Raw genomic sequence first — 19,870 nt, forward strand, 5'->3', positions numbered from 1 at the left:
GCTTGGTGAAGATGATGTACCAGCTGCCCAGCGACATGATGATCATCGCGATCAGCACGAAGCGGGTGACGAAGTCGCCCGCCTTCCACATCGCTTCGATGCCGTAGGGGTTGTCCACGGTCTGGTGCGCCACCTGCTGCGCCAGCGCGGTGTCGGACAGCGCAGCGAACAGCAGGGCGAGGGCGAGCGCGCCGGCGGCGCGCAGGGTGGGGGTCAACAACATGATGTCTCCAACAGCAAAGGCAAAAGAAGGGAAGGAAGGGCTCAGTCGAGCGTCCACACGTACTGCACCTGGGTCCACAGCGGCTCGGGCTTGCCGTCCACCGTGCCGGGCTTGAACTTGCAAGTGGCGGTGATGGCCTGCAGCGCCGCCTGGTCCAGCTGCTTGTGCTCGCGCGTCGCACCGGACGAGCGCTCGATGCGTGATTGCGTGACGCGGCCGTTCAGGTCCACGTAGGCGGCGATCACCACCACACCGGTGGCTTCGGCGCGCGCGGCGGCGGCCGGGTAGTCCGGCCGCTGGCAGTCGCGATTGAAGTTGACCTGCGGCGCCACCCGCACCGCCCCCGCGCTGGACGCAGGCCCGGCGGGCGCGAGGCTCACCTGGCTGGGTGGTGGTGCCACTTGCGTGGTGCTGATCTGCGGCGCGGCGGCGGGCGGCGTGGCCACCGCCACTTCCGGCGGCGGCACGAAGGAAGGCGGTGGCAGGGCCAGCTTGGGGATGGGCGGCGGTGGCGCCGTCTCCGGCGGCGGCGGTTTCACCTCGTCGATGATCCTGGTCTCCAGCGGCTGCTTGATGATCTCGACCACCCGGCGCGCCAGGCCGTTGACCAGCGCATAACCGAGCACCGCGTGCACCAGCACCACCGCGCCAAAGCCCACCAGGTGCCGCGTGGGCTGCCGCTGCCGGCTCGCAAAATCCACGATTTGTCCTCCCGTCCAGCCAAAAAAAGGGGGCCTGCCGTTGCCGACAGGCCCCGCAACACCCTCAGGTCAGAACACGAAACCGACGGAGAGCTCCCAGGCCCGGCCGAAGATCGGGCGGGCGAGGATCACACCGTCCGCGCTGGGCGGCGCGTTCGGATCACGGAAGTTGCCTTCGGTGAGGCCGATCTTGTTGGTGAGGTTGGTGCCGGACAGGCGCACGTCGATGCCGTTGGCAAAGCTGGCCACCACGCCCGCGTCCACGGTGGCGTACTTGGGCAGCTTCACCGTGTTGGCCGCGTTGGCGAACCGTTCACCGACATAGCTGTAGGTGCCGTAGACCCGGAAGGTGCCCAGGTCGGTGGGCAGGCGGTAGCTCGGCGTGAAGCGGTACTGCCATTTCGGCTGGCGCTCGATGGTGTTGCTGCTGAAGTCGAACGGGTTGCCGTTGCCATCCACGCCGCTGAAGTTGCGGTACTCAGCGTTCTGCCAGTTGCCGGTGAGCGCCAGCTCCAGGCCCTTGACGGGCCGCACCGAGGCTTCGAACTCCACGCCCAGCGTGCGCGAGTTCGGCCGCAGCACCTCGCTGCCCGCGTTGGTGAACTGCTGCGTCTGCGAGTTCTTCAAGGTGGCGTAGTAGCCGGTGAGGAAGGCGGTGTACAGCGGCGTTGCCGTTTTCAGGCCGATCTCGTACTGCTGGATGTCCTCCACCGGGTCTCGTGTTTCGTTCGCCCCGCGGCCGCGGATCACGTCGAAGTCGGGCATGCGATAGCCGTTGTTGGCCCGCGCGAACACGCTGAACTCGCGCGTGAAGTTGAAGTTCGCGCCGGCCGTCAGCGACGTGCGGCTGAGCTTGCTGGACAACGAGCTGGTGGTGCCGTTGAAGTACGACAGGTTGTTGTTCCAGAGCGTCGTCGCGTCGCCGTCCAGGTCGCCGCTGGACACGTTGGCGATCGTGCCTTCGAGGCGCTGACGCTCGAAACGCACACCACCATCCAGGCGCAGCTTGTCGTTGACCTTCCACTCGTCGGCCACATACACCGCGGTGGTGGTGCCGTTCCAATGCGCGTCCAGGTTGAACGAGAAGGGCGGCGGCACGAAGCCGTTGTGCGACACCTGCATGCCGTTGTTGAGCGACACGTCCACCAGGCGGGCGTGCGGCTCCACCGTCATCAGCTGCGCCTGGCCCAGCACCCACTGGTCATGCGCGGAATAGTCGGCGAGGTACAGGCCCACGGTCACCGTGTTGCCGGCCCCCAGCTCGCGCGACAGCCGCGTTTCGCTGGTGAAGGAGCGCAGGTCCTTGTCCACCGCCCACATGCCGTTGCGGATCACCGGCAGGTTGAGGTCGGTGATGGCGCCGCCGCCGTTCACAAAGGTGGCGCTACCGCCCGTCGCACCGTTCTCTGCGGCCTGCGCGTTGATGTAGGCACCGATCGTGGTGGGGTTCGTCCCCGAGAAGATGGCATACGTGGGCACGCTGCCGGTGGTCAGGTTGGTCTTGTTGCCGATGGTCCAGTCGCCGAACTTCTTGTCCAGCGTGAGGCCGTAGGTCTGCACCGTGGCGCCGCGGCCGGTGGCCAGGTCGCGCTGCACCGTCTCGCGCTGGATGATCGGGTTGCCGTTGGCGTCGGTGCCCACCTGGCGGCCGGTCTCCAGCACGAGGTTGCGCATCTCGTTGCTGTAGAAGTAGCCGCGCAGCGCATCGAAGCCGGGGTAGCTGCTGGCGCTGGACCCATCGGGGCTCTGCACCACTGGAATCGCGGTATAGAACGCGTTCTTCTCGTTCATCGCCCGCGCATAGAGCATGAACTTGCCGTCTTCCAGCTTGCGCGTGAGCACGGCGCTGAACTGGCCGCCGCGGTCGGCCGGGAACTGGGTGTCGCGGATGCCGTCGCTGGTGCGGTAGAAGCCGCCCACCATCAGGCCCCAGTCGTTGCCCAGCGGGGCGGAGAACACACCGTCCATGCGGCGCAGGTTGCCGGTGCCGGTGGTCAGGCGCAGGCCGCCCTCGGGCACCGCGCCGGCTTCCTTCTGGATGAAGTTGACCGTGATGCCGGGCTGGCCGGCGCTGAAGATCGGGCTGGGGCCGCCGCGCAGCACCTCCACCCGCTCGATGGTGTCGTCCAGCCGGAACAGCTGCGAATGTTCGAAGAACGACAGCGTCGGCAGGGCATACAGCGGCGAGCCGTTGACCTGGAAGGTGGAGTACGGGCCGTCACCCGGGGTGGGGAAGCCGCGCACCCGCATGTTAGCGCCGGCCTGGCCGCCGGACGTTTCCACATACACGCCCGGCACGATCTTCAGCAGGTCGGCGGTGCTGGACGGCGCGGCCTGCCTGATCTGCTCCTCATCGGCGGTGGTGATGGAGAAGCTGGCATCCAGCTTGCGCAGGCCCTCGCGCCGCGCGGTGCCGGTGACGATCACCTGCTCGACCTGCACCGCGCCACTGTTGCCGTCGCCCTTGTCGGCCTTGGCGGCCGCCGCACTCTGGGCGGCCGGCTGCGCCGGTGCGCTGGGCTGCGCCGGGGCGCCCGCCTGGGCCACGGCCTCGTCGGCCGCGTGTGCACGCTGCATCCCCAACAAGGCCATCAGGGCCGCCGTTGCCAGCAGCGTGCGGCTTGGCATGCTCGTCTGTGTGTTCATCGTTTGTCGCCCCACCATCGTTGTTCGACCGACCGCGCTGCACACGGCAGCGCACCGGCCCTTGTCCAGACGGGTGGCGTGGCGCCCTCGACGCCTTATGGCAGCACCCGTCCACCACTTTGGGCAGCGTGCATCGCAGCGCTGCTTGGTGCCACTGTAGAAAGCGGGTGCGAACGGAAAATTTTGTTTGTCACGCCGGCGCAGAAACTTGGTTTCAACATCGGCCGGTGGCCGTAACAATTGAAATCCGGGGAGGCGCGCGCCCTGCGCGCAGGCTCAGCGCGGGCCGAACATGTCGGTGAGTCGGCGCACACGTTCGCGCGCCTGCAGCAGCATCAGCATCACCTCGCGGCACTGGCGCCGCAAGGGGGCCGGCTGGCGCGCGCACTCGCAGGCGGGCAAGGCCGCCACGGCGTCGTCGAGCGCGCGGTTGAGGCGCGGAAAGTCAGCACGTTCCTGCATCGGGTCCTCCTAGGCAGTTGCCGCCATGGTGCCCAGGCCGGCAGGTGGCGTCAGTCAGCAGTGCGCGTTGCCGGCTGTAGGGCGCGGGCTACAGACGCCCGGGGCCGCGCAAGGGTGGCCCGGTGCGGCGCGGGGCCCTCATAACTGGTCCAGGCGGCCGCCGTCCACCCGCAGCATGGCGCCCTGCACGAACACCGCATCGTCGCAGGCGAGGTAGGCGATGGCGGCGGCAATGTCCTCGGGCTGCCCCACGTCGGCGGCGTCCAGCGTTTCCAGGCCCGACTTGATGTTGGGGTTCTCGCGCAGCATCGGCGTTTCCACCGCACCGGGCAGCACCGCATTGATGCGCAGCCCCTTGGCCTTGCCCTCGATGGCCGCCGAGCGGGTGAGCGACAGCAGGCCAGCCTTGGCCGCGGCATAGGCGGTGACCAGCGGCGTGGTCTGCTCGGCATGGATGCTGGACACGTTGACGATGGCGCCGCCAGGCCGCATGCGCACGAAGGCCTGCTTGATGAAGAAGAAGGCGCCCAGCAGGTCGACCTTGAGCACGTCGATCATGTCCTCGGCGCTGTGCTGCTCCAGCGGCTTGAAGATCATGCGGCCGGCGTTGTTCACCACCACGTGCCAGGCGCCGAGGTCGGCGATGGTCCGGTCCACACAGGCGGCCACCTGCTCTTCGTGCGACACGTCGCAGGCCAGGCCCAGGGCGGCCGGTGCGCCGGCCTGCAGCACCTGCTGTGCCGCCTGCTGCGCGCGGGCGAGGTTCAGGTCGGCAACCACCACACGCGCCCCTTCGGAACCCAGGCGCAGGGCTGTCGCCAGGCCGATGCCGCTGGCCGCCCCGGTGACGATGGCCACCTTGCCTTCGAATCGACGTGTCATGGCAGCTCCGGTTGTGACGCTCTCAGTGGTCACGCTCAAGTGCCGCCGTCCGCATTGGCGGGCGACGTGGGCGGTGCATCGGGCGCCGGCCGGCCGGCGTCGGCGGCCGCCTGCTGCTGCGCCCACAGGCTCTGGCTGGGCGGGTACACCGGCACGCGCAGGCACACGCTCTGCGTGGGCAGCACGTCGCTCCATTCCTGGACGATCTTCTTGAAGGCCTCCCCCACCGGGCGGATCCTGCGGTCCAGGTCGTACAGGCCGAGCGGATTGACGCGGCCGTTGGGCTCGCGCAGCGCGGTGTCCCAGTCCACCTGGTCGGTGAGCGAGTACCAGGTGAAGCCCACGATCGGGATGCCGTCGTTGCGCACCCGCAGCACGTTGGCCCATTCCTTCCAGAGCCAGAACACCGCTTCGTCGCCGTTGGGGCCTTGTGCGAAGTTGGTCTCGGTGTGCATCACCGGCAGGTGGTAGCGGTCGTAGTACTGCCAGGTGATGCCGTCGTAGCCGAACACCTCGCCCGCCGCAATCGAGCTGCCGTCGGCGAACACCCTGTGCTCGTTGGTCATGTAGTAGTCGTTGCCCATGATGCAGTGCTGCTTCAGGCGGTTGCCGAGGAAGAAGTGGTACTCCTCGCGCGTCATGCCGTTGTCCAGCAGGTACTCGTACATCTCGGACTCCACGCGCCGGCCGTAGTTGAGGTCCAGCGACAGGAAGCGGCGGGCGTTGAGGATCTCCGCCGGCTTGATGGCCGCCGGGCTGTCGGCATGGAAGTACTCCGACGATTCGCTCTGGATGAAGATCGCGTCGGGCCGCACCTTCAGGATGGCCTGCATCGCCAGCACGTTGGCTTTGACGATGTGCTTGAGCGCGGTGACGAAACCCTGGTCGCTGCTCAGCTGCTCGTTCCACCAGCCATAGGCGCCGGAGAACAGCGCGCAGATGAACATCTCGTTGACCGGCGTGTACAGCTGCACCCACGGAAAGCGCTGCGCAAAGGCGCTGGCGTAGTCCGCAAAGAGGGCCGGGAAGTCGGGGTTCTGGAAGTTGCCCAGCCAGTCGGGCACGCCGAAGTGGCACAGGTCCACGATGGGCGTGATGTCGCGCCGCAGGATGTCGCCGAAGGTGATGTCGGCAAATTCCCAGTCGTAGCGGCCGGGCGCACGCCAGGTGCGATGGATGGGCGGGCCGTAGCGCAGCACGCGCAGGCCCAGCTCCTGCACGCAGTCGAAGTCGCGCGACCACTGATCGTAGTGGCCGCACTTGTCCATCTCATCCACCCGGCGCCGGCCGCCCTCGATGGTGGGCGCACTGTTCTCGATGCCGGTGGCGAACATGAAGGAAGGGATCACCCCGGCGGCAGCGGCAAGCACAGTGCCTGCCGGTGGCGGCGCTCACTCCGGCGTGCCGATGGTATGCAGCCGGTTGCGCAGGGCGGCGAGCGCGTCGCGCAGCCGCAGCACCTCCTCGTCCGGCAGTGCGCAGGCCGAGCCGAACTCCTGGTTCACCGCCCTCGCCTTGTCCTGCAGGCGCCGGCCCTTGGGCGTGAGCGTGATGGACAGGTGGCGTTCGTCGTTGCTGTCACGCTGGCGCAGCAGGTAGCCCTCCTGCTCCAGGCGCTTGAGCAGCGGCGTGATCGAGCCCGGGTCCTGGTGCAGGCGCTGCGCCAGCTCCTTGGCGGTGATGGCGTCGCGCTCCCACAGCGTCAGCATCACCAGGTACTGCGGATAGGTCAGGTGCAGCCGCTGCAGCAGCGGCTTGTACACCTGCCCCATCGCCAACGCGGTGGAGTACACGGCGAAGCACAGTTGCTCGTCCAGCAGCAGCGGTGGTGGCGTGGTCACGGTGGGCGGTGGTGCGGACAAGCGCAGCAGCTTAGCAGGGGCAGCCGACGCGCTGCGCCGTGGTGTGCGGCCCCGGGCGAAGCACTCGGCTCCGCCCTTGGCCCGGGCCTTACCGGGCCGGTGCGGCCGCAGCGGCCAGGATGGCGCCGGCCACCTGCGCCGGACGCGACTGCTGCGGCACGTGGCTGGCGGGCAGGCGCACCACCTGGGCCGAGATCTTCTCCGCCATGGCCTTCTGCAGCGCCGGCTGGATCATGTGGTCCTCCTCCGCCAGCACGTACCAGGAGGGCTTGACCTTCCAGGCCGCGACGGTGGCCTTCTCCTCGAAGTTCTTGGCACGCACCGGGCCTTGGGTCACCGCCATCAGCCGGGTCCGGGACGCCGGCAGATCCTGCGCGAAGTGCTGCGCCAGGCCATCGGCCGTGAGGGTGAGGAAACCTTCCTTGTCGGTCACCAGGTGGTTGAAGCCGGCCGGCGTGGGGTAGTCCTTGGCCATGTCGACCACCGACTGCCCCTCGGACGGCGCGAAGGCGGCCACATAGACCAGTGACTTCACACGCTCGTGCGCCCCCGCTTCGGAGATCACCACGCCGCCCCAGGAATGGCCCACCAGCACCACCGGGCCGGTCTGCATGTCCAGCACGCGGCGCGTCGCGGCCACGTCGTCAGCCAGCGAGGTGAGCGGGTTCTGCACCGCCACCACGTTCAGGCCCTTGGCCTGCAGCAGCGGCACCACCTTGTCCCAGGCGGAGCCATCGGCAAACGCGCCGTGCACCAGCACGACGGTGGTCTTGGGCGCTGCCGCCGCAGCAGGGCCGGGCGCGGCGGCGGAGGCGGTCAGCGTGGCGGCACCCAGCGCGGCGGCGAGCAGGGCGGTCTTGGTGAACGAGGTCATGGTGGTTCCTTCCGAAGAGGTTGTGGCTCAGTTAGTACGCTAACTGTTCGCTGCAGCGAGCGGCGTCTGGAGTCGCCGATCAGTGCATGGACGGCATTATTGAGCGTGCTAACCAATTGCGCGCAATGCGATAAAGCCGACCCTGCGCGCGGACGGGGCTTTGGCGGCCGGCGAGCACCGTTGCGGCGCGGCGTGTTACTGCCGGCCAGGAGGCCGCTCTACACTGCGCCGCTTCGAAAAAACCGAAGCGGTTGTCCGACACCGGCTGCTTCCCCGCCCGGGCCACGGCGGGCAGCATGCCTCCTTCCCCACTTCGGAGAGCCCCATGTCCCCGATGCCCCGCATGTGCCTTGCCTGGAGCCGCCCATGGACCTGCTGACGCCCATCCTGGCCAGCCACGTGATGGGCACACCTGCCTGGGCCTGGCTGCTGTTCATCGGCGTGGTGGCGGCCCTGCTGGCCTTCGACCTGGGCGTGCTGCACCGCAACGAACGCGAGATCGGCGTGCGCGAGAGCCTGCTGCTGTCAGCTGGCTACGTGAGCGCCGGGTTGCTGTTCGGTGGCTGGGTGTGGTGGCTCATGGGGCCGGACAGCGGCATGGCCTACTACACCGGCTTCCTGATCGAGAAGTCGCTGTCGATGGACAACGTGTTCGTCATCGCGCTGATCTTTTCGTTCTTCGCGGTGCCGCGGCAGTACCAGCACCGGGTGCTGTTCTGGGGCATCCTGGGCGTGATCGTCCTGCGCGCGCTGATGATCGGGCTGGGCTCGGTGCTGATCTCGCAGTTCGGCTGGGTCCTGTACCTCTTTGGCGCCTTCCTGGTGGTCACCGGCATCAGGATGTGGTTCATGGCCGACCAGGAGCCCGGCCTCGCCAACAACCGGGTGCTGAAGTTCCTGCGTCGCCACCTGCGGGTGACCGAGGGCCTGCGAGGCAACGCCTTCATGGTGCGCGAGCCCGACCCGCGCACCGGCCGGATGGTGCGCTGGGCCACGCCGCTGCTGCTGGCGCTGGTGATGGTCGAGTTCATCGACCTGGTGTTTGCGGTCGACTCGGTGCCGGCGATCTTTGCGATCACCACCGATCCGTTCCTGGTCTACACCAGCAACGTCTTCGCCATCCTGGGGCTGCGCGCGCTGTACTTCGCGCTGGCGGCGATGATCCACCGCTTCCACTACCTGAAGTACGCGCTCGCCCTGGTGCTGGTGTTCATCGGCGCCAAGATCTTCCTGGCGCACTCGGTGGGCAAGCTGCCGACGGCGCTGTCCCTGGGCGTGACCCTGGGCCTGATCGCCGGCGGCGTGGTGGTTTCGCTGTGGAAGACCCGCGGCGGCAACGCGGGCAGCCCGCCGACCGTGCCCGCGCCCTGAGGCGCTCGGCATTGCGCGCGGAGGCCACGATCGCCGCCCGGCGCGTTGCTCGAGCAGGCGAACGCAAGAAGGTCACTTCGCCAGCGCCGCAACCTCCGCCGCACTCAGCGCGCCCGCAGACACACGCAAGCCCTGGATGCGGCCGTCGAACGACGGATGCGCCCAGTTGCGGCCCAGGAAGGCGACCTGGTCGCCCACCTGGCGCGGCGACAGCAGGATGTCGTCGGAGCGCGCCACCTCGGTGCCATCGACATACAGGCGCCCGGTGGTGCCGCGCAAGGTGACGGCCAGGTGGACCCAGCGGCGGATCGGCATGAACCAGGGGGCCTCCAGGATCTGCGCGTCGTTGTGGGTGGCGCCGAAGATGCCGAAGCGAAGCCCGCGGCCGGCCTTGGGTGCGATGAACATGCAGGAGAACGCATCCCGCCCCACGAAGAACAGGCTGCTGTCCCAGCGCAGCGAATTCGCATAGGCCCACATCGACACGCTGAAGTCGTCGAGGTCGCCAAACAGGCCCGACGGCAGTTGCAGGCCCGCCTTGTTGCCGTCGAACACGATGGCCTTGTCGTTGCGGCGACCCTCTCCCCAGGTGGCACCGTCCAGCAGCTTGCCCTCCACCGCGGTCCAGGTGCCCGCGCTGGTCAATACCGCGGCGACGGTGCCGGTGCCGTTCGGGTCGTTCAGCGGCATCGACAGGCGAGACTCGCCCGGAACGGCGATGCGCACCACGTTGGAGCCGGCCCTGGGTGCGCCGGTGCCCTGGGCCGTGACCTGGTAGAACCACACGCCGTTGGGCGGCATGTCGCTGTAGGTGAGCAGCTCGTTCGCCGACACCGTGCCCAGCAGGGTGAAGGGCCCGCTGGCCCGGGGGCCCCGCTTGACCGCATACGAGCTCGCGCCAACGCTGCCCCACCACGACAGCACCACGCGCTCGCCGCGCAGCTGGGCCGTGAGGCCCGAAGGCGGCTTCATCGGCCCGGCGTAGGCGGGCCGACGGTGCGTGAGCGTCGCGTACCACACATCGTCGCTGCTGCCCCCGTAGTTCGGCTCGCACCACTGCACCATGCGCGCCACGTTCGGCGCTGCCAGCCCCATGCGGTTGACGTAGTGGTTGTAGATGGGTTCCCAGGCATTGCGGCGGTGCTGGAAGGACTGGTTCACCTCGGTCCAGAGCGCCGTGTGGGGCTGCGACGGGTTGTGCTCGCGCACGTACGGCATCGCGTAGGGCTTGCCGTTGTCGTCGAGCAGGTTGGAGCGCGCCACGTACTCGGCCGCCGCGAGGAAGCGGTTGTTGTACAGGCCGTAGAGGTCGTCGCCCTGGTTCCAGGCCATCTCCAGCAGGTTGCCGCCCAGCGACATGCCGAGCGTCGAATGGCCCTGGTCGCGGCCGCTCTCCTCCCACTGCCCGAAATGACCCGGGTGCATGTAGTACACCCCGTGCCCGATGGCGCCGTTGCCGAAGCTCCTGAGCTTGCCGCGGTTGTTGCCGGCATAGCAGTCGCAGGCCAGGCGATACAGGTCCGGCTGGTCGCAGAACACGCCGATGGCCATGGCGCCGCACAGCGAGGCCATGTCCCAGTTGGCGTGCGAGCCGATGCGGCCGTCGCTGAGGAAGCTGGACGAGATCGGCGCAAAGACGGTCAGCAGCATCTGCTGGAAGCGTTTCAGGCTCTCCGGCGCCCAGCCCGGGTAGCTGCGCAGGAGCTCGCCGATCTGCGCCCACTGGTGGCCTTGTATGCCGGCCAGGATGATGAAGGTGTGGTCGTCGTGGGCAGTCGATCCCGGCGGCACGGTGCCGACCTCCTTGAGCGTGCCGGCCCAGGCGTCGAGGAACTCCACCGCCTTGTCGGCATAGCGCGTGTCGCCGGACAGCTTCCAGCGCAGCGTGAGGCTCCACGCGCGCCAGATGTCGACGTACATCGCGTTCTTGCTGTTGTCGGCGCGGTAGACGGCCGGCAGCGGGAAGGGCCGGGTGTCCAGGGTGGAGAAGCGATCGGCGCACAGCGTGTTCCACCAGCCCGTCCACGGCTCCTGGCCCGCCTTGATCTGCGCGCGGATGCGGGTGAAGTCATCCTCCGTCAGCAGCAGCCCCGGGTGGCGGAAGACACCGCTGACCGACGCAGGTGCACGGGCCTGCCCTTCCCCTACCGAGAGGGCCGCCTGCGTCTGCTCCTGCGCCTGCGCCTGCTCGGCGCTGTCAGTTTCGTCGGAACCGGCGCCGCATCCCGGCAACAGCGGCAGCATGGGGAACAGGCCAAGGCCCCAAGCGAATGTGCGGCGCAACGGATCCGCCAGGTCCTCGCTGCCAGCCTGCTCCACGATCTTCTTTGACACGCTCTGTTCCCTTCTCACGCTGTTCGAAGGCGGCACGATAGTGCGCGCATGTCAACGCTGTCATCGCGCAGCGAAAACAGGAGCGGCAGATGTGCCGCATTCCCGCTTTTCAACAAACCGTTACTGCGCGCCGCCGGCCGCGCCGCCCTCGGCGCAGCGGGCCAGACGGCGCTCTTTCGAACACTCAGTTCTGCGCGGTGGGCCGCCGATCCACCGTCTCCGATGCAGGCGTGGCGTCGGTTGGGTGACGTTCACCGCGCGCAGCACGAGCGCTCGCACATCCAGGCGCCTTAGGTTGCAGGCGCCCCGGAAAGGAACGACCGCCTGGCTGCACGATGCGCCGCGCACTCGCCGCATGAAAAAGCCCGTCGCGGAGGGCGACGGGCCACGGTGTGATGTCCTGCGAGGGTGGTCGTCAGAACGGGATGTCGTCGTCCATGTCGTCGAAGCCGGTGCTCGACTTCGGCGCCGGGGCCGGCCGCTGGGCCGGTGCCCGCGGCGCGGGCGCGCTGCGAGGTGCGCCGCCACCCTCGGCATCCCGGCTGTAGCCACCACCGCCTTCGTCGCCGCCACCACCACCGCCCATGCCTTCACGGCTGCCCAGCAGCTGCATCTCGGTGGCGATGATCTCGGTGGTGTACTGGTCGGCGCCGTCCTTCTGCCACTTGCGGGTCTTCAGGCGGCCTTCCACGTAGACCGGGCGGCCCTTCTTGAGGTATTCGCCGGCGATCTCGGCCAGGCGGTCGTAGAAGACCACGCGGTGCCATTCGGTCTCTTCCTGGCGCTCGCCGCTGTCCTTGTTCTTCCAGTTGCGGGTGGTGGCCACGCTGACGTTGCACACCGCGGAGCCACTGGGCGTGTAGCGCACTTCGGGGTCGCGCCCGAGGTTGCCGATGAGGATGACTTTGTTGACCGAGGCCATGAGCTGCTCCGAACGAGATACCAGAAAAGGGCGCAGCGCCGGCGCCGCACGGCTCGACAGCTTACCGCACCGCTCGATGCGTTCCCGGCAAAATTCCCCCGTCCGCGGGGGGCGGGCACACGGTTCGCCAAGGACCGCCAAAACACATCATTTTTTTGGAGCTCGCGGTGAGTGCAGACCTTTCCTCACCGGCCACGCCGGCCTTCGTGTCGTCCGGCGTACCTGGCCTGGACCTCGTGCTGGGGGGCGGCATCACCCCCAACCGTTTCTACATGGTGGAGGGCATCCCCGGCTCCGGCAAAACCACGCTGGGCCTGCAGTTCCTGATGGCCGGTGCGCGTGCCGGGGAGCGGGTGCTCTATATCACGCTGTCGGAAACCGAGCAGGAAATCCGCGCGATCGCCGTGTCGCACGGCTGGGAGCTGGACAACGTCCAGGTGCTGGAGGTGGTGCCGGACGAACAGACGCTGCTGCCCAGCGAGCAGTACACGGTGTTCCAACCCGACGAGGTGGAGCTGGGCGAAACGACCAAGGCCATCCTGGCGCAGGTGGAGCAGATCAAGCCCGCCCGCGTGGTGTTCGATTCGCTGTCCGAGCTGCGGCTGCTGGCCGGCAGCCCGCTGCGCTACCGGCGCCAGATGCTGGGCCTGAAGCAGTTCTTCGCGGGCCGGCAGTGCACGGTGATCGTGCTGGACGACCGCACCGCCACCGCGGAGGACCCGCAGCTGCAGAGCATCGCGCACGGCATCGTCGCGCTGGAGCAATGGCACCCGGCCTACGGCGCGGAGCGGCGCCGGCTGCGCGTGGTGAAGTACCGCGGCGTCCACTTCGTCGGCGGCTTCCATGACTTCCGCATCAAGCGCGGTGGGCTGCAGGTGTATCCGCGCCTGGTGGCGGCCGACCATCGGCGCATCTCGGCCTCCGGCTCGCTGGTGAGCGGCGTCGAGGGGCTGGACCAGGTGCTGGGCGGCGGCCTGGAGCGTGGCACCAGCACGCTGGTGAGCGGCGCCCCCGGCACCGGCAAGTCCACCATCGCGGCGTTCTTCGCCGCTGCCGCGGCCGAGCGCGGCGAGCGGGCGGTGATGTATCTCTTCGACGAGGGTGTGGCCACCTTGTGCAAGCGCATGAAGGGGCTGGGGCGCGACCTGCAGCCGCTGATCGACTCCGGCCGGCTCAGCGTGCAGCAGATCGATCCGGCCGAGCTGTCGCCGGGGGAGTTCGCCCATTCGGTGGCCAGCATGTCGCGCGACGAAGGCGCGTCGGTGATCGTGATCGACAGCCTGAACGGCTACCTCAACGCGATGCCGGACGAGAAGTTCCTGTCCACGCAGCTGCATGAGCTGCTGACCTTCCTGGGCCACCACGGCACCACCACCCTGCTGGTGTCGGTGCAGCAGGGGCTGATCGGCCACATGACCAGCACGGTGGACGCCAGCTACCTGGCCGACACCATCGTGCTGCTGCGCTACTTCGAGGCGGCAGGCCGGGTGCGCCAGGCGGTGTCGGTGCTCAAGAAGCGCAGCGGGGCCCATGAACGCACCATCCGTGAGATGAACATCGGCAGCGATGGCATCCGGGTGGGCGAGCCGCTGCGCGATTTCCACGGCGTGCTCACCGGCGTGCCGGTGTACCAGGGCACTGGCGATCCCCTGATGAAGGACGCCGCGCGCTGAAGCCTGCATGGAACGCCGAGTCTTTGTTCTCGCCCCCAGCGGCAAGGATGCCGCGCTGATCGGCAGCGCCCTGGAGCGCTCGCAGATCCAGGTCAAGGTCTGCACGCGCGCCCACGAGGTGGTGGAGCAGGCGCGCGCAGGCATCGGCGCCCTCATGGTGGCCGAGGAGGCATTGAAGGACGCCGCCTCCCTGCTGCTGCTGCACCAGATGGTGGAGGCGCAGCCGTCCTGGTCGGACCTGCCGGTGCTGCTGCTGACCAAGCGCGGCCGCATGTCGCCGCTGGCCGCGGGCGCCGTGCTGCGCCTGGGCAACGTCACCGTGATCGAGCGGCCCACCCAGGTGTCCACGCTGGTGAGCACGGTGCGCACGGCCCTGCGCACCCGCGAGCGCCAGTACGAGATGCGCCAGGCGGACGTGCGCAAGGACATGTTCCTGGCCACACTGGCGCATGAGCTGCGCAACCCGCTCGCGCCGCTGTCCAACGCGCTGCACCTGCTGCAGGCCGCGGGCATGGCCGCGCAGCCGCAGCAGCGCTGGGCGGTGGGGGTGATGCAGCGCCAGACCAACCAGCTCACCCGCCTGGTGGACGACCTGCTGGACGTGGCCCGCATCACCCAGGGCAAGATCACGCTGCAGAAGGAGCACCTGGACCTGCGCGATGCGGTGCATGCGGCCATCGAGACCAGCATGCCGCAGATCGAGGCGATGGAGCACGCGTTCGCGGTGCACCTGCCACCCGAGCCGGTGTGGGCGCAAGCCGATCGCACCCGGGTGGCGCAGTGCGTGTCCAACCTGCTCACCAACGCTGCCAAGTACACGCCGCGGCGCGGCCGCATCGCCGTGATGATGCGCACCCACGAGGGGCATGCCGAGATCAGCGTGCGCGACAACGGCATCGGCTTCGCGCAGGCCGAGGCGCCCCGCCTGTTCGAGGTGTTTGCCCAGGTGGAAGAGGCCGTGCCGCGTGCCCAGGGCGGCCTGGGCCTCGGTTTGTCGATCGTGAAGGCGCTCACCGAGATGCACGGCGGCGCGGTGAGTGCGCGCAGCGAAGGCCCGGGCCAGGGCGCTGACTTCAGCCTGCGCCTGCCGCTCGCCCTGGCGCCGGCCGATGCGGCTGCCGCGCGGGCACCGCAGCGCCGCGAGCCGGGCAGCTGCTGCCGCGTGCTGGTGGTGGACGACAACCGCGACAGCGCCGACTCCATGGGCGAGCTGCTCACCAGCTGCGGCCACCAGACCCGTGTGGCGTACAGCGGCGCCGAGGCGCTGCAGGTGCTGGCCGACTGGACGCCGCAGGTGGCGCTGCTGGACATCGGGCTGCCCGACATGACCGGCCACGACCTGGCGCAGCGCATCCGCGCCAACGGGCCAGACACCGTGCCGGTGCTGGTGGCCTTGACCGGCTGGGGACAGGCCACGGACATGGAACGCTCGCGCGAAGCGGGTTTTGCGCACCACCTCACCAAGCCGGCCGACATCGGCGCCTTGCTCGCGCTGGTGGACGAGGTGTCGCGCAGCATCTGAGGCCACGGTGGGCCGGCCGGCCCACCGGATAGGATCACGGCTTTTCCGCCGCCACCTCGCCCCGTGCCCGCTGCCGCCACCGACCCCACCGCCGTCCTGCAGGAGGTGTTCGGCTACACCGATTTCCGCGGCGAGCAGCGCGCCATCGTGGACCATGTCGCCGGCGGCGGCGACGCGCTGGTGCTCATGCCCACCGGCGGCGGCAAGAGCCTGTGTTACCAGGTGCCCGCGATCGTGCGCCACCGCGCCGGCCAGGGCGTGGCCGTGGTGGTGAGCCCGCTGATCGCGCTGATGCATGACCAGGTCGGTGCGCTCGACGAGGTCGGCGTGCACGCCGCCTTCCTCAACTCCTCCCTCACCGGCGAGGAGGCGCAGCAGGTCAAGCGCGAGATGATGAGCGGCCGCCTGGTGCTGCTGTACGCCGCACCCGAGCGGGTGACCAACGCCGGCTTCATCGCGATGCTGGAATCGCTGCAGGAGCGCGGGCTGCTGAGCCTGTTCGCGATCGACGAGGCGCATTGCGTGAGCCAGTGGGGCCACGATTTCCGCGAGGACTACCTCAACCTCACCGTCCTGCACGAGCGCTTCCCCGGCGTGCCGCGCATCGCGCTCACGGCCACTGCCGACGACCACACGCGCGCGGACATCATCGAGCGGCTGCAGCTGCAGGAGGCGCGCCTTTTCATCAGCAGCTTCGACCGGCCGAACATCCGCTACACCATCGTCGAGAAGGACAACGCGCGCTCGCAGCTGCTGCGTTTCATCCGCGACGAGCATGAGGGCGAAGCCGGCATCGTGTACTGCGCCAGCCGCAAGAAGGTGGACGAAACCGCCGACTGGCTCAAGGCCGAAGGCATCGCCGCCTTGCCGTACCACGCCGGCATGGAGGCCGACACCCGCCGGCGCCACCAGGACCGCTTCCTGCGCGAGGAAGGCGTGGTGATGGTGGCCACCATCGCCTTCGGCATGGGCATCGACAAACCCGATGTGCGCTTCGTGGCGCACCTGGACCTGCCCAAGAACATCGAGAGCTACTACCAGGAGACCGGCCGTGCCGGCCGCGACGGCGAGCCGGCCGAAGCCTGGATGGTGTACGGCCTGGCCGACGTGGTGAACCAGCGCCGCATGATCGACGACGGCCCGGCCGGCGAGGAGTTCAAGCGCATCCAGCGCGGCAAGCTCGAGGCGCTGCTGGCGCTGGCGGAGGCACACGACTGCCGGCGCGTGCGGCTGCTGTCGTACTTCGGTGAAGCCAGTCACGCTTGCGGGAATTGCGACAACTGCCTCAATCCGCCGCAGACCTGGGACGCCACCGAGGCCGCGCGCAAGGCGCTGTCCTGCATCTACCGCTTCCGCCAGCACGGCGGCAATGGGTTTGCCCCACGCGCCTTCGGCGTGGCGCACCTGCTGGACGTGCTGCGCGGCAAGCGCACCGACAAGGTGGCGCAGTACGGCCACGACCGGCTCAGCACCTTCGGCGTGGGCGCCGACCTGTCGGAGGCGCAATGGCGTGGTGTGCTGCGCCAGCTGGTCGCGCTGGGGCACCTGCGCGCCGAAGGGGAATACAACACCCTGGAGTTGACCGACAGCGCCCGCGCGGTGCTCAAGGGCGACGTGCCGATCGTGCTGCGCGAAGCCCGCGAGCCGGTGAAAGGCAGCTCACGCCGCAGCGGCCGGCGCGAGGGCAAGGTGCCGGCGGCGGCCGCCACGCTGGACGCGCAGGCGCAGGAGCGCTTTGCCGCCCTCAAGGCCTGGCGCGCTGAGGTGGCGCGCGAACACAACCTGCCGGCCTACGTGGTGTTCCACGACGCCACCCTGGCCGAGATGGCGCGCGAGCAGCCCGGTTCGCTGGAAGCGCTGTCGCACGTGGCCGGCGTGGGCGCGAAGAAGCTGGAAGCCTACGGCCGCGAGATCCTGCGCGTGCTGCAGGCCGGTTAAACAGCCCTGAGCGCTCAGCGCAGCACCGTCACGCTGACGACATCGCTGTCGGTCACCTGGCCGGCGCCGTCCACCGCACGCGCCAGGAACTGCACGCTGGCCGCGCTGGTGGCCGGCATCACCGCATCCCACTCGAACGGCCCGACGCCGTCGCTGCCCAGCAGCACCCAGGCGCCGCCGGCATCGACGCGGTAGAAGCTCACATGGTCGATGCCGAAATCGTCGCTGGCGGCGGCGGCCAGCCGCACCGTCTGCCCGGCGCCGGCGCTGCTGGCGCTGGCGACCAGCGACACGCTGGGCGGCTCGTCGCCCTCGCCCACCCCGATGAACAGGCCGCCACCGCAGGCCGCCAGGGCCAGCGCCGCAGACAACGGCAGCGCCCGGGCCCAGCGGCTGGCGCGCGCCCACGGCGCTCGAGTGGTCACATTCATTTGCACTTCCCCGGCGGCCGGTTGACCCCGTCTGCCCGGTTGGAGCGTGTCATGCCGCATGGTGTTCCGCCTTCTTTCGTGTCCGCCCATGGCAGACTGCCCCGCCATGATGCCGGAGCCCCCCGCCGACGAAGACGCTGCCCTGATGGCCGCCTTCGGCGCCGGTGACGCCCGCGCCTTCGACGAGCTCTATGCACGCCACCACCGCGCGCTCTACCGCTTCGTGCGCCGCTCGCTGGGCAGCGCGCTCGCGGCCCAGGCCGATGAGGTGTTCCAGGACACCTGGCTGCGCGTGGTGCAAGCGCGCGGGCGCTGGCGCGCCGATGGCGCGGCGCGCTTTCGCACCTGGCTGTTCACCCTGGCGCACCACCGGGTGATCGACCAGTGGCGGCGCAGCGGCCGGGAGTTGAGCCGTGACACGCTGCAGTCCGAGGACGGTGAGCCCTTCGAACCCGCCGACACACCCTGGTCGCACTGGCCCGCGCCCGCGGGCGCGGCCGCCAGCCACGAGGAGCGCCTGTTCTGGCGCCACGCCGGCCAGCGCCTGCTGGACTGCCTGGACCAGCTGCCGCCGCAACAGAAGGCGGTGTTCCTGCTGCACCATGAAGACGGTTTCTCGGTCGACGAGGCCGCCCGCATGCTCGCGCTGGGCTTCGAAACCGCCAAGAGCCGCCTTCGGTATGCGATGTCCAAGCTGCGCACCTGCATGGGGGCCTACCTGCCGGCCGACGCGGCGCCCGGGAGCTGGCGATGAACGACACCGATCCGCGGCTGCAAAGCGCGCTGCGCCATGCGCCCGACCACGACACCGAGCCGCCCCCGGGGATCAACGCCGCCATCCTGCGCGCCGCACGCGCCAGCCTGGGCGCTGCGCCCTGGTGGCGGCGCGCACTGGACCGCCTCACCAGCCCGGCCTGGGCGTCCGGCACGGCCGGCGTGATGGTGGCCGTGCTTGCCGGGCTGCTGTGGTGGGACCAGGAGCCGCCCGCGCCGGTGGTGGCCAGGGCCCCCGAGCGCCCGGCGGCTGGGGCACCCGGCCCCGCGCCCACTGCCGCTGTGCAAGAGGCGCCGGCTGCCCCCGCCGCGGCCCCCGCCGCCGCCGGGCACAAGAGCCAGGCAGCTGCCGCCCGTGCCGCCGCGGCGGAACAGTACCAACTTCAGCTAGCCGAGGCCGCGTCCAGCAAAAGGCCACCGGCAGCGCCGCCGGGTGAACGGCGCGCGATGGCCGGCAAGGCGGCCGATGCAGCCGCGGACACCGCCCTGCCGGCGGGCGAGCCAACCGGCAAGCTGCAGGCCCCAGGCGCGGCAGCCCCGCCCGCCGCCCAGCCTGCACAGGCCCCCGCATCGACACGCACGCTGGCGCAGGCCCCGGTGCCGGCGGACGGTGTGCCCGTGCCCGCGCCCGAGCGCCAGGCGACAGCCGCAGCTGCTGCAGCACCGGCGCCCGCCCGCAACATGGCCAGCGGCATCGGGCCGGCGTCCGCCGCGCCGGAACCGCCTGCCGACGTCCGGGGCGGCCTGGCGCTCACGGCCCCGGTGGGCTGGCAGCGGCTGCGGGCCGCGGCCGCGGACGACCCGCGCTGGACCTGGCAACGGGCCGGCAGCGGCAGCCCGGTGATGCTGGCGGACCCGGCGGCGCAATCCTGGGTGAGGGCGTTGCGCTTCGCCCCCTTGCAGTGGCACGCCGGGGTGGCCGCTGTGGACGGGGCGCCGCAGTGGCGCTGGTTCGAGGCCGGCCGCCTGCGCGCAAGCGTGCGGCTGGAAGGCACCCGGCTCTGGTGGCAGGACGCCGGCGGCATGGTGTGGCATGCCGATCTGCCGCCCGCCACCGCCGCTGCGCTGGACCCGCCACTCTTGCCTTGAGCACTTGTCAGGGCTTCCCTACACGGCGCTCAGCACCCCGCACCCGGTCTATCAGCCGCAACCGACAGACGCTGACGGGCCCTCTTCCTAGAGTGGCAGTCACGGCGGAGGCACCTGGAAGTTCAACGTCTCCGCGTTGGCCATCCCGTGCCGGGATGAATTCCGC

The 19,870-nt window shown here is 69.7% G+C and carries 16 protein-coding genes and 1 pseudogene; 6 read left to right on the forward strand and 11 right to left on the reverse strand.

The features are described from left to right. From VPH43_RS15740 to VPH43_RS15775, 8 genes and pseudogenes are all read right to left on the reverse strand, one after another. Positions 1–223, reverse strand: a pseudogene (locus tag VPH43_RS15740) (MotA/TolQ/ExbB proton channel family protein); the annotation flags it as partial. 41 nt (positions 224–264) lie between these two features. Further along, positions 265–924: an energy transducer TonB gene (locus VPH43_RS15745; protein ID WP_328578677.1), complete on the reverse strand. Its 660-nt coding sequence runs from the start codon at positions 922–924 to the stop codon at positions 265–267. A 69-nt stretch (positions 925–993) separates the two neighbouring features. Beyond that, positions 994–3,552 carry a TonB-dependent receptor gene (locus tag VPH43_RS15750; RefSeq protein ID WP_328578678.1) on the reverse strand — a complete coding sequence of 853 codons (2,559 nt, stop codon included), beginning with the start codon at positions 3,550–3,552 and terminating at the stop codon, positions 994–996. A gap of 294 nt (positions 3,553–3,846) precedes the next feature. Continuing rightward, a complete protein-coding gene (locus VPH43_RS15755) occupies positions 3,847–4,032 on the reverse strand; it encodes a hypothetical protein (RefSeq protein ID WP_328578679.1) in 186 nt (61 codons plus the stop codon). A gap of 138 nt (positions 4,033–4,170) precedes the next feature. Further along, positions 4,171–4,914 carry an SDR family NAD(P)-dependent oxidoreductase gene (locus VPH43_RS15760; RefSeq protein WP_328578680.1) on the reverse strand — a complete coding sequence of 248 codons (744 nt, stop codon included), beginning with the start codon at positions 4,912–4,914 and terminating at the stop codon, positions 4,171–4,173. Between the two features lie 35 nt (positions 4,915–4,949). Continuing rightward, complete coding sequence (locus VPH43_RS15765; RefSeq protein ID WP_328578681.1) at positions 4,950–6,248, reverse strand: family 1 glycosylhydrolase; 1,299 nt, start codon at positions 6,246–6,248, stop codon at positions 4,950–4,952. A gap of 57 nt (positions 6,249–6,305) precedes the next feature. After that, complete coding sequence (locus VPH43_RS15770; RefSeq protein ID WP_328578682.1) at positions 6,306–6,776, reverse strand: MarR family winged helix-turn-helix transcriptional regulator; 471 nt, start codon at positions 6,774–6,776, stop codon at positions 6,306–6,308. Between the two features lie 88 nt (positions 6,777–6,864). After that, positions 6,865–7,650, reverse strand: coding sequence for an alpha/beta fold hydrolase (locus tag VPH43_RS15775; RefSeq protein WP_328578683.1), 786 nt, complete (start codon positions 7,648–7,650; stop codon positions 6,865–6,867). A 366-nt stretch (positions 7,651–8,016) separates the two neighbouring features. Between VPH43_RS15775 and VPH43_RS15780 the strand changes: the two genes are divergently transcribed. After that, entirely contained in the window at positions 8,017–9,021 is a 1,005-nt protein-coding gene (locus tag VPH43_RS15780) for a TerC family protein (protein WP_328578684.1), read from the forward strand. Positions 9,022–9,093: 72 nt separating this feature from the next. On the opposite strand, the gene VPH43_RS15785 is transcribed toward VPH43_RS15780, so the two are convergent. Then, positions 9,094–11,355, reverse strand: a complete 2,262-nt coding sequence (locus VPH43_RS15785; RefSeq protein WP_328578685.1) for a LamG-like jellyroll fold domain-containing protein — start codon at positions 11,353–11,355, stop codon at positions 9,094–9,096. Positions 11,356–11,770: 415 nt separating this feature from the next. Then, complete coding sequence (gene ssb, locus VPH43_RS15790; RefSeq protein ID WP_328578686.1) at positions 11,771–12,277, reverse strand: single-stranded DNA-binding protein; 507 nt, start codon at positions 12,275–12,277, stop codon at positions 11,771–11,773. A 167-nt stretch (positions 12,278–12,444) separates the two neighbouring features. Between ssb and VPH43_RS15795 the strand changes: the two genes are divergently transcribed. From VPH43_RS15795 to recQ, 3 genes are read left to right on the forward strand one after another with little or no spacing between them, the layout of a single operon-like run. Beyond that, positions 12,445–13,950, forward strand: a complete 1,506-nt coding sequence (locus VPH43_RS15795) for an ATPase domain-containing protein (protein WP_328578687.1) — start codon at positions 12,445–12,447, stop codon at positions 13,948–13,950. Between the two features lie 7 nt (positions 13,951–13,957). Further along, entirely contained in the window at positions 13,958–15,472 is a 1,515-nt protein-coding gene (locus VPH43_RS15800) for an ATP-binding response regulator (RefSeq protein WP_328578688.1), read from the forward strand. Positions 15,473–15,505: 33 nt separating this feature from the next. Next, positions 15,506–17,410, forward strand: coding sequence for a DNA helicase RecQ (gene recQ, locus VPH43_RS15805; protein WP_442909310.1), 1,905 nt, complete (start codon positions 15,506–15,508; stop codon positions 17,408–17,410). A 14-nt stretch (positions 17,411–17,424) separates the two neighbouring features. On the opposite strand, the gene VPH43_RS15810 is transcribed toward recQ, so the two are convergent. Further along, a complete protein-coding gene (locus VPH43_RS15810; RefSeq protein WP_328578690.1) occupies positions 17,425–17,841 on the reverse strand; it encodes an Ig-like domain-containing protein in 417 nt (138 codons plus the stop codon). Positions 17,842–17,947: 106 nt separating this feature from the next. Here VPH43_RS15810 and VPH43_RS15815 point away from each other — a divergent pair, with 106 nt between their 5' ends. Together VPH43_RS15815 and VPH43_RS15820 are read left to right on the forward strand one after the other, a co-directional pair. Then, entirely contained in the window at positions 17,948–18,595 is a 648-nt protein-coding gene (locus VPH43_RS15815) for a sigma-70 family RNA polymerase sigma factor (RefSeq protein ID WP_328578691.1), read from the forward strand. Continuing rightward, entirely contained in the window at positions 18,592–19,704 is a 1,113-nt protein-coding gene (locus VPH43_RS15820; protein WP_328578692.1) for a hypothetical protein, read from the forward strand. Before VPH43_RS15815 ends, VPH43_RS15820 begins: the two co-directional genes overlap by 4 nt. Positions 19,705–19,870: the final 166 nt, after the last annotated feature.

It is taken from the genome of Ideonella sp. BN130291 (genome assembly GCF_036231905.1).
GTDB lineage: Bacteria > Pseudomonadota > Gammaproteobacteria > Burkholderiales > Burkholderiaceae_C > CAMLIZ01.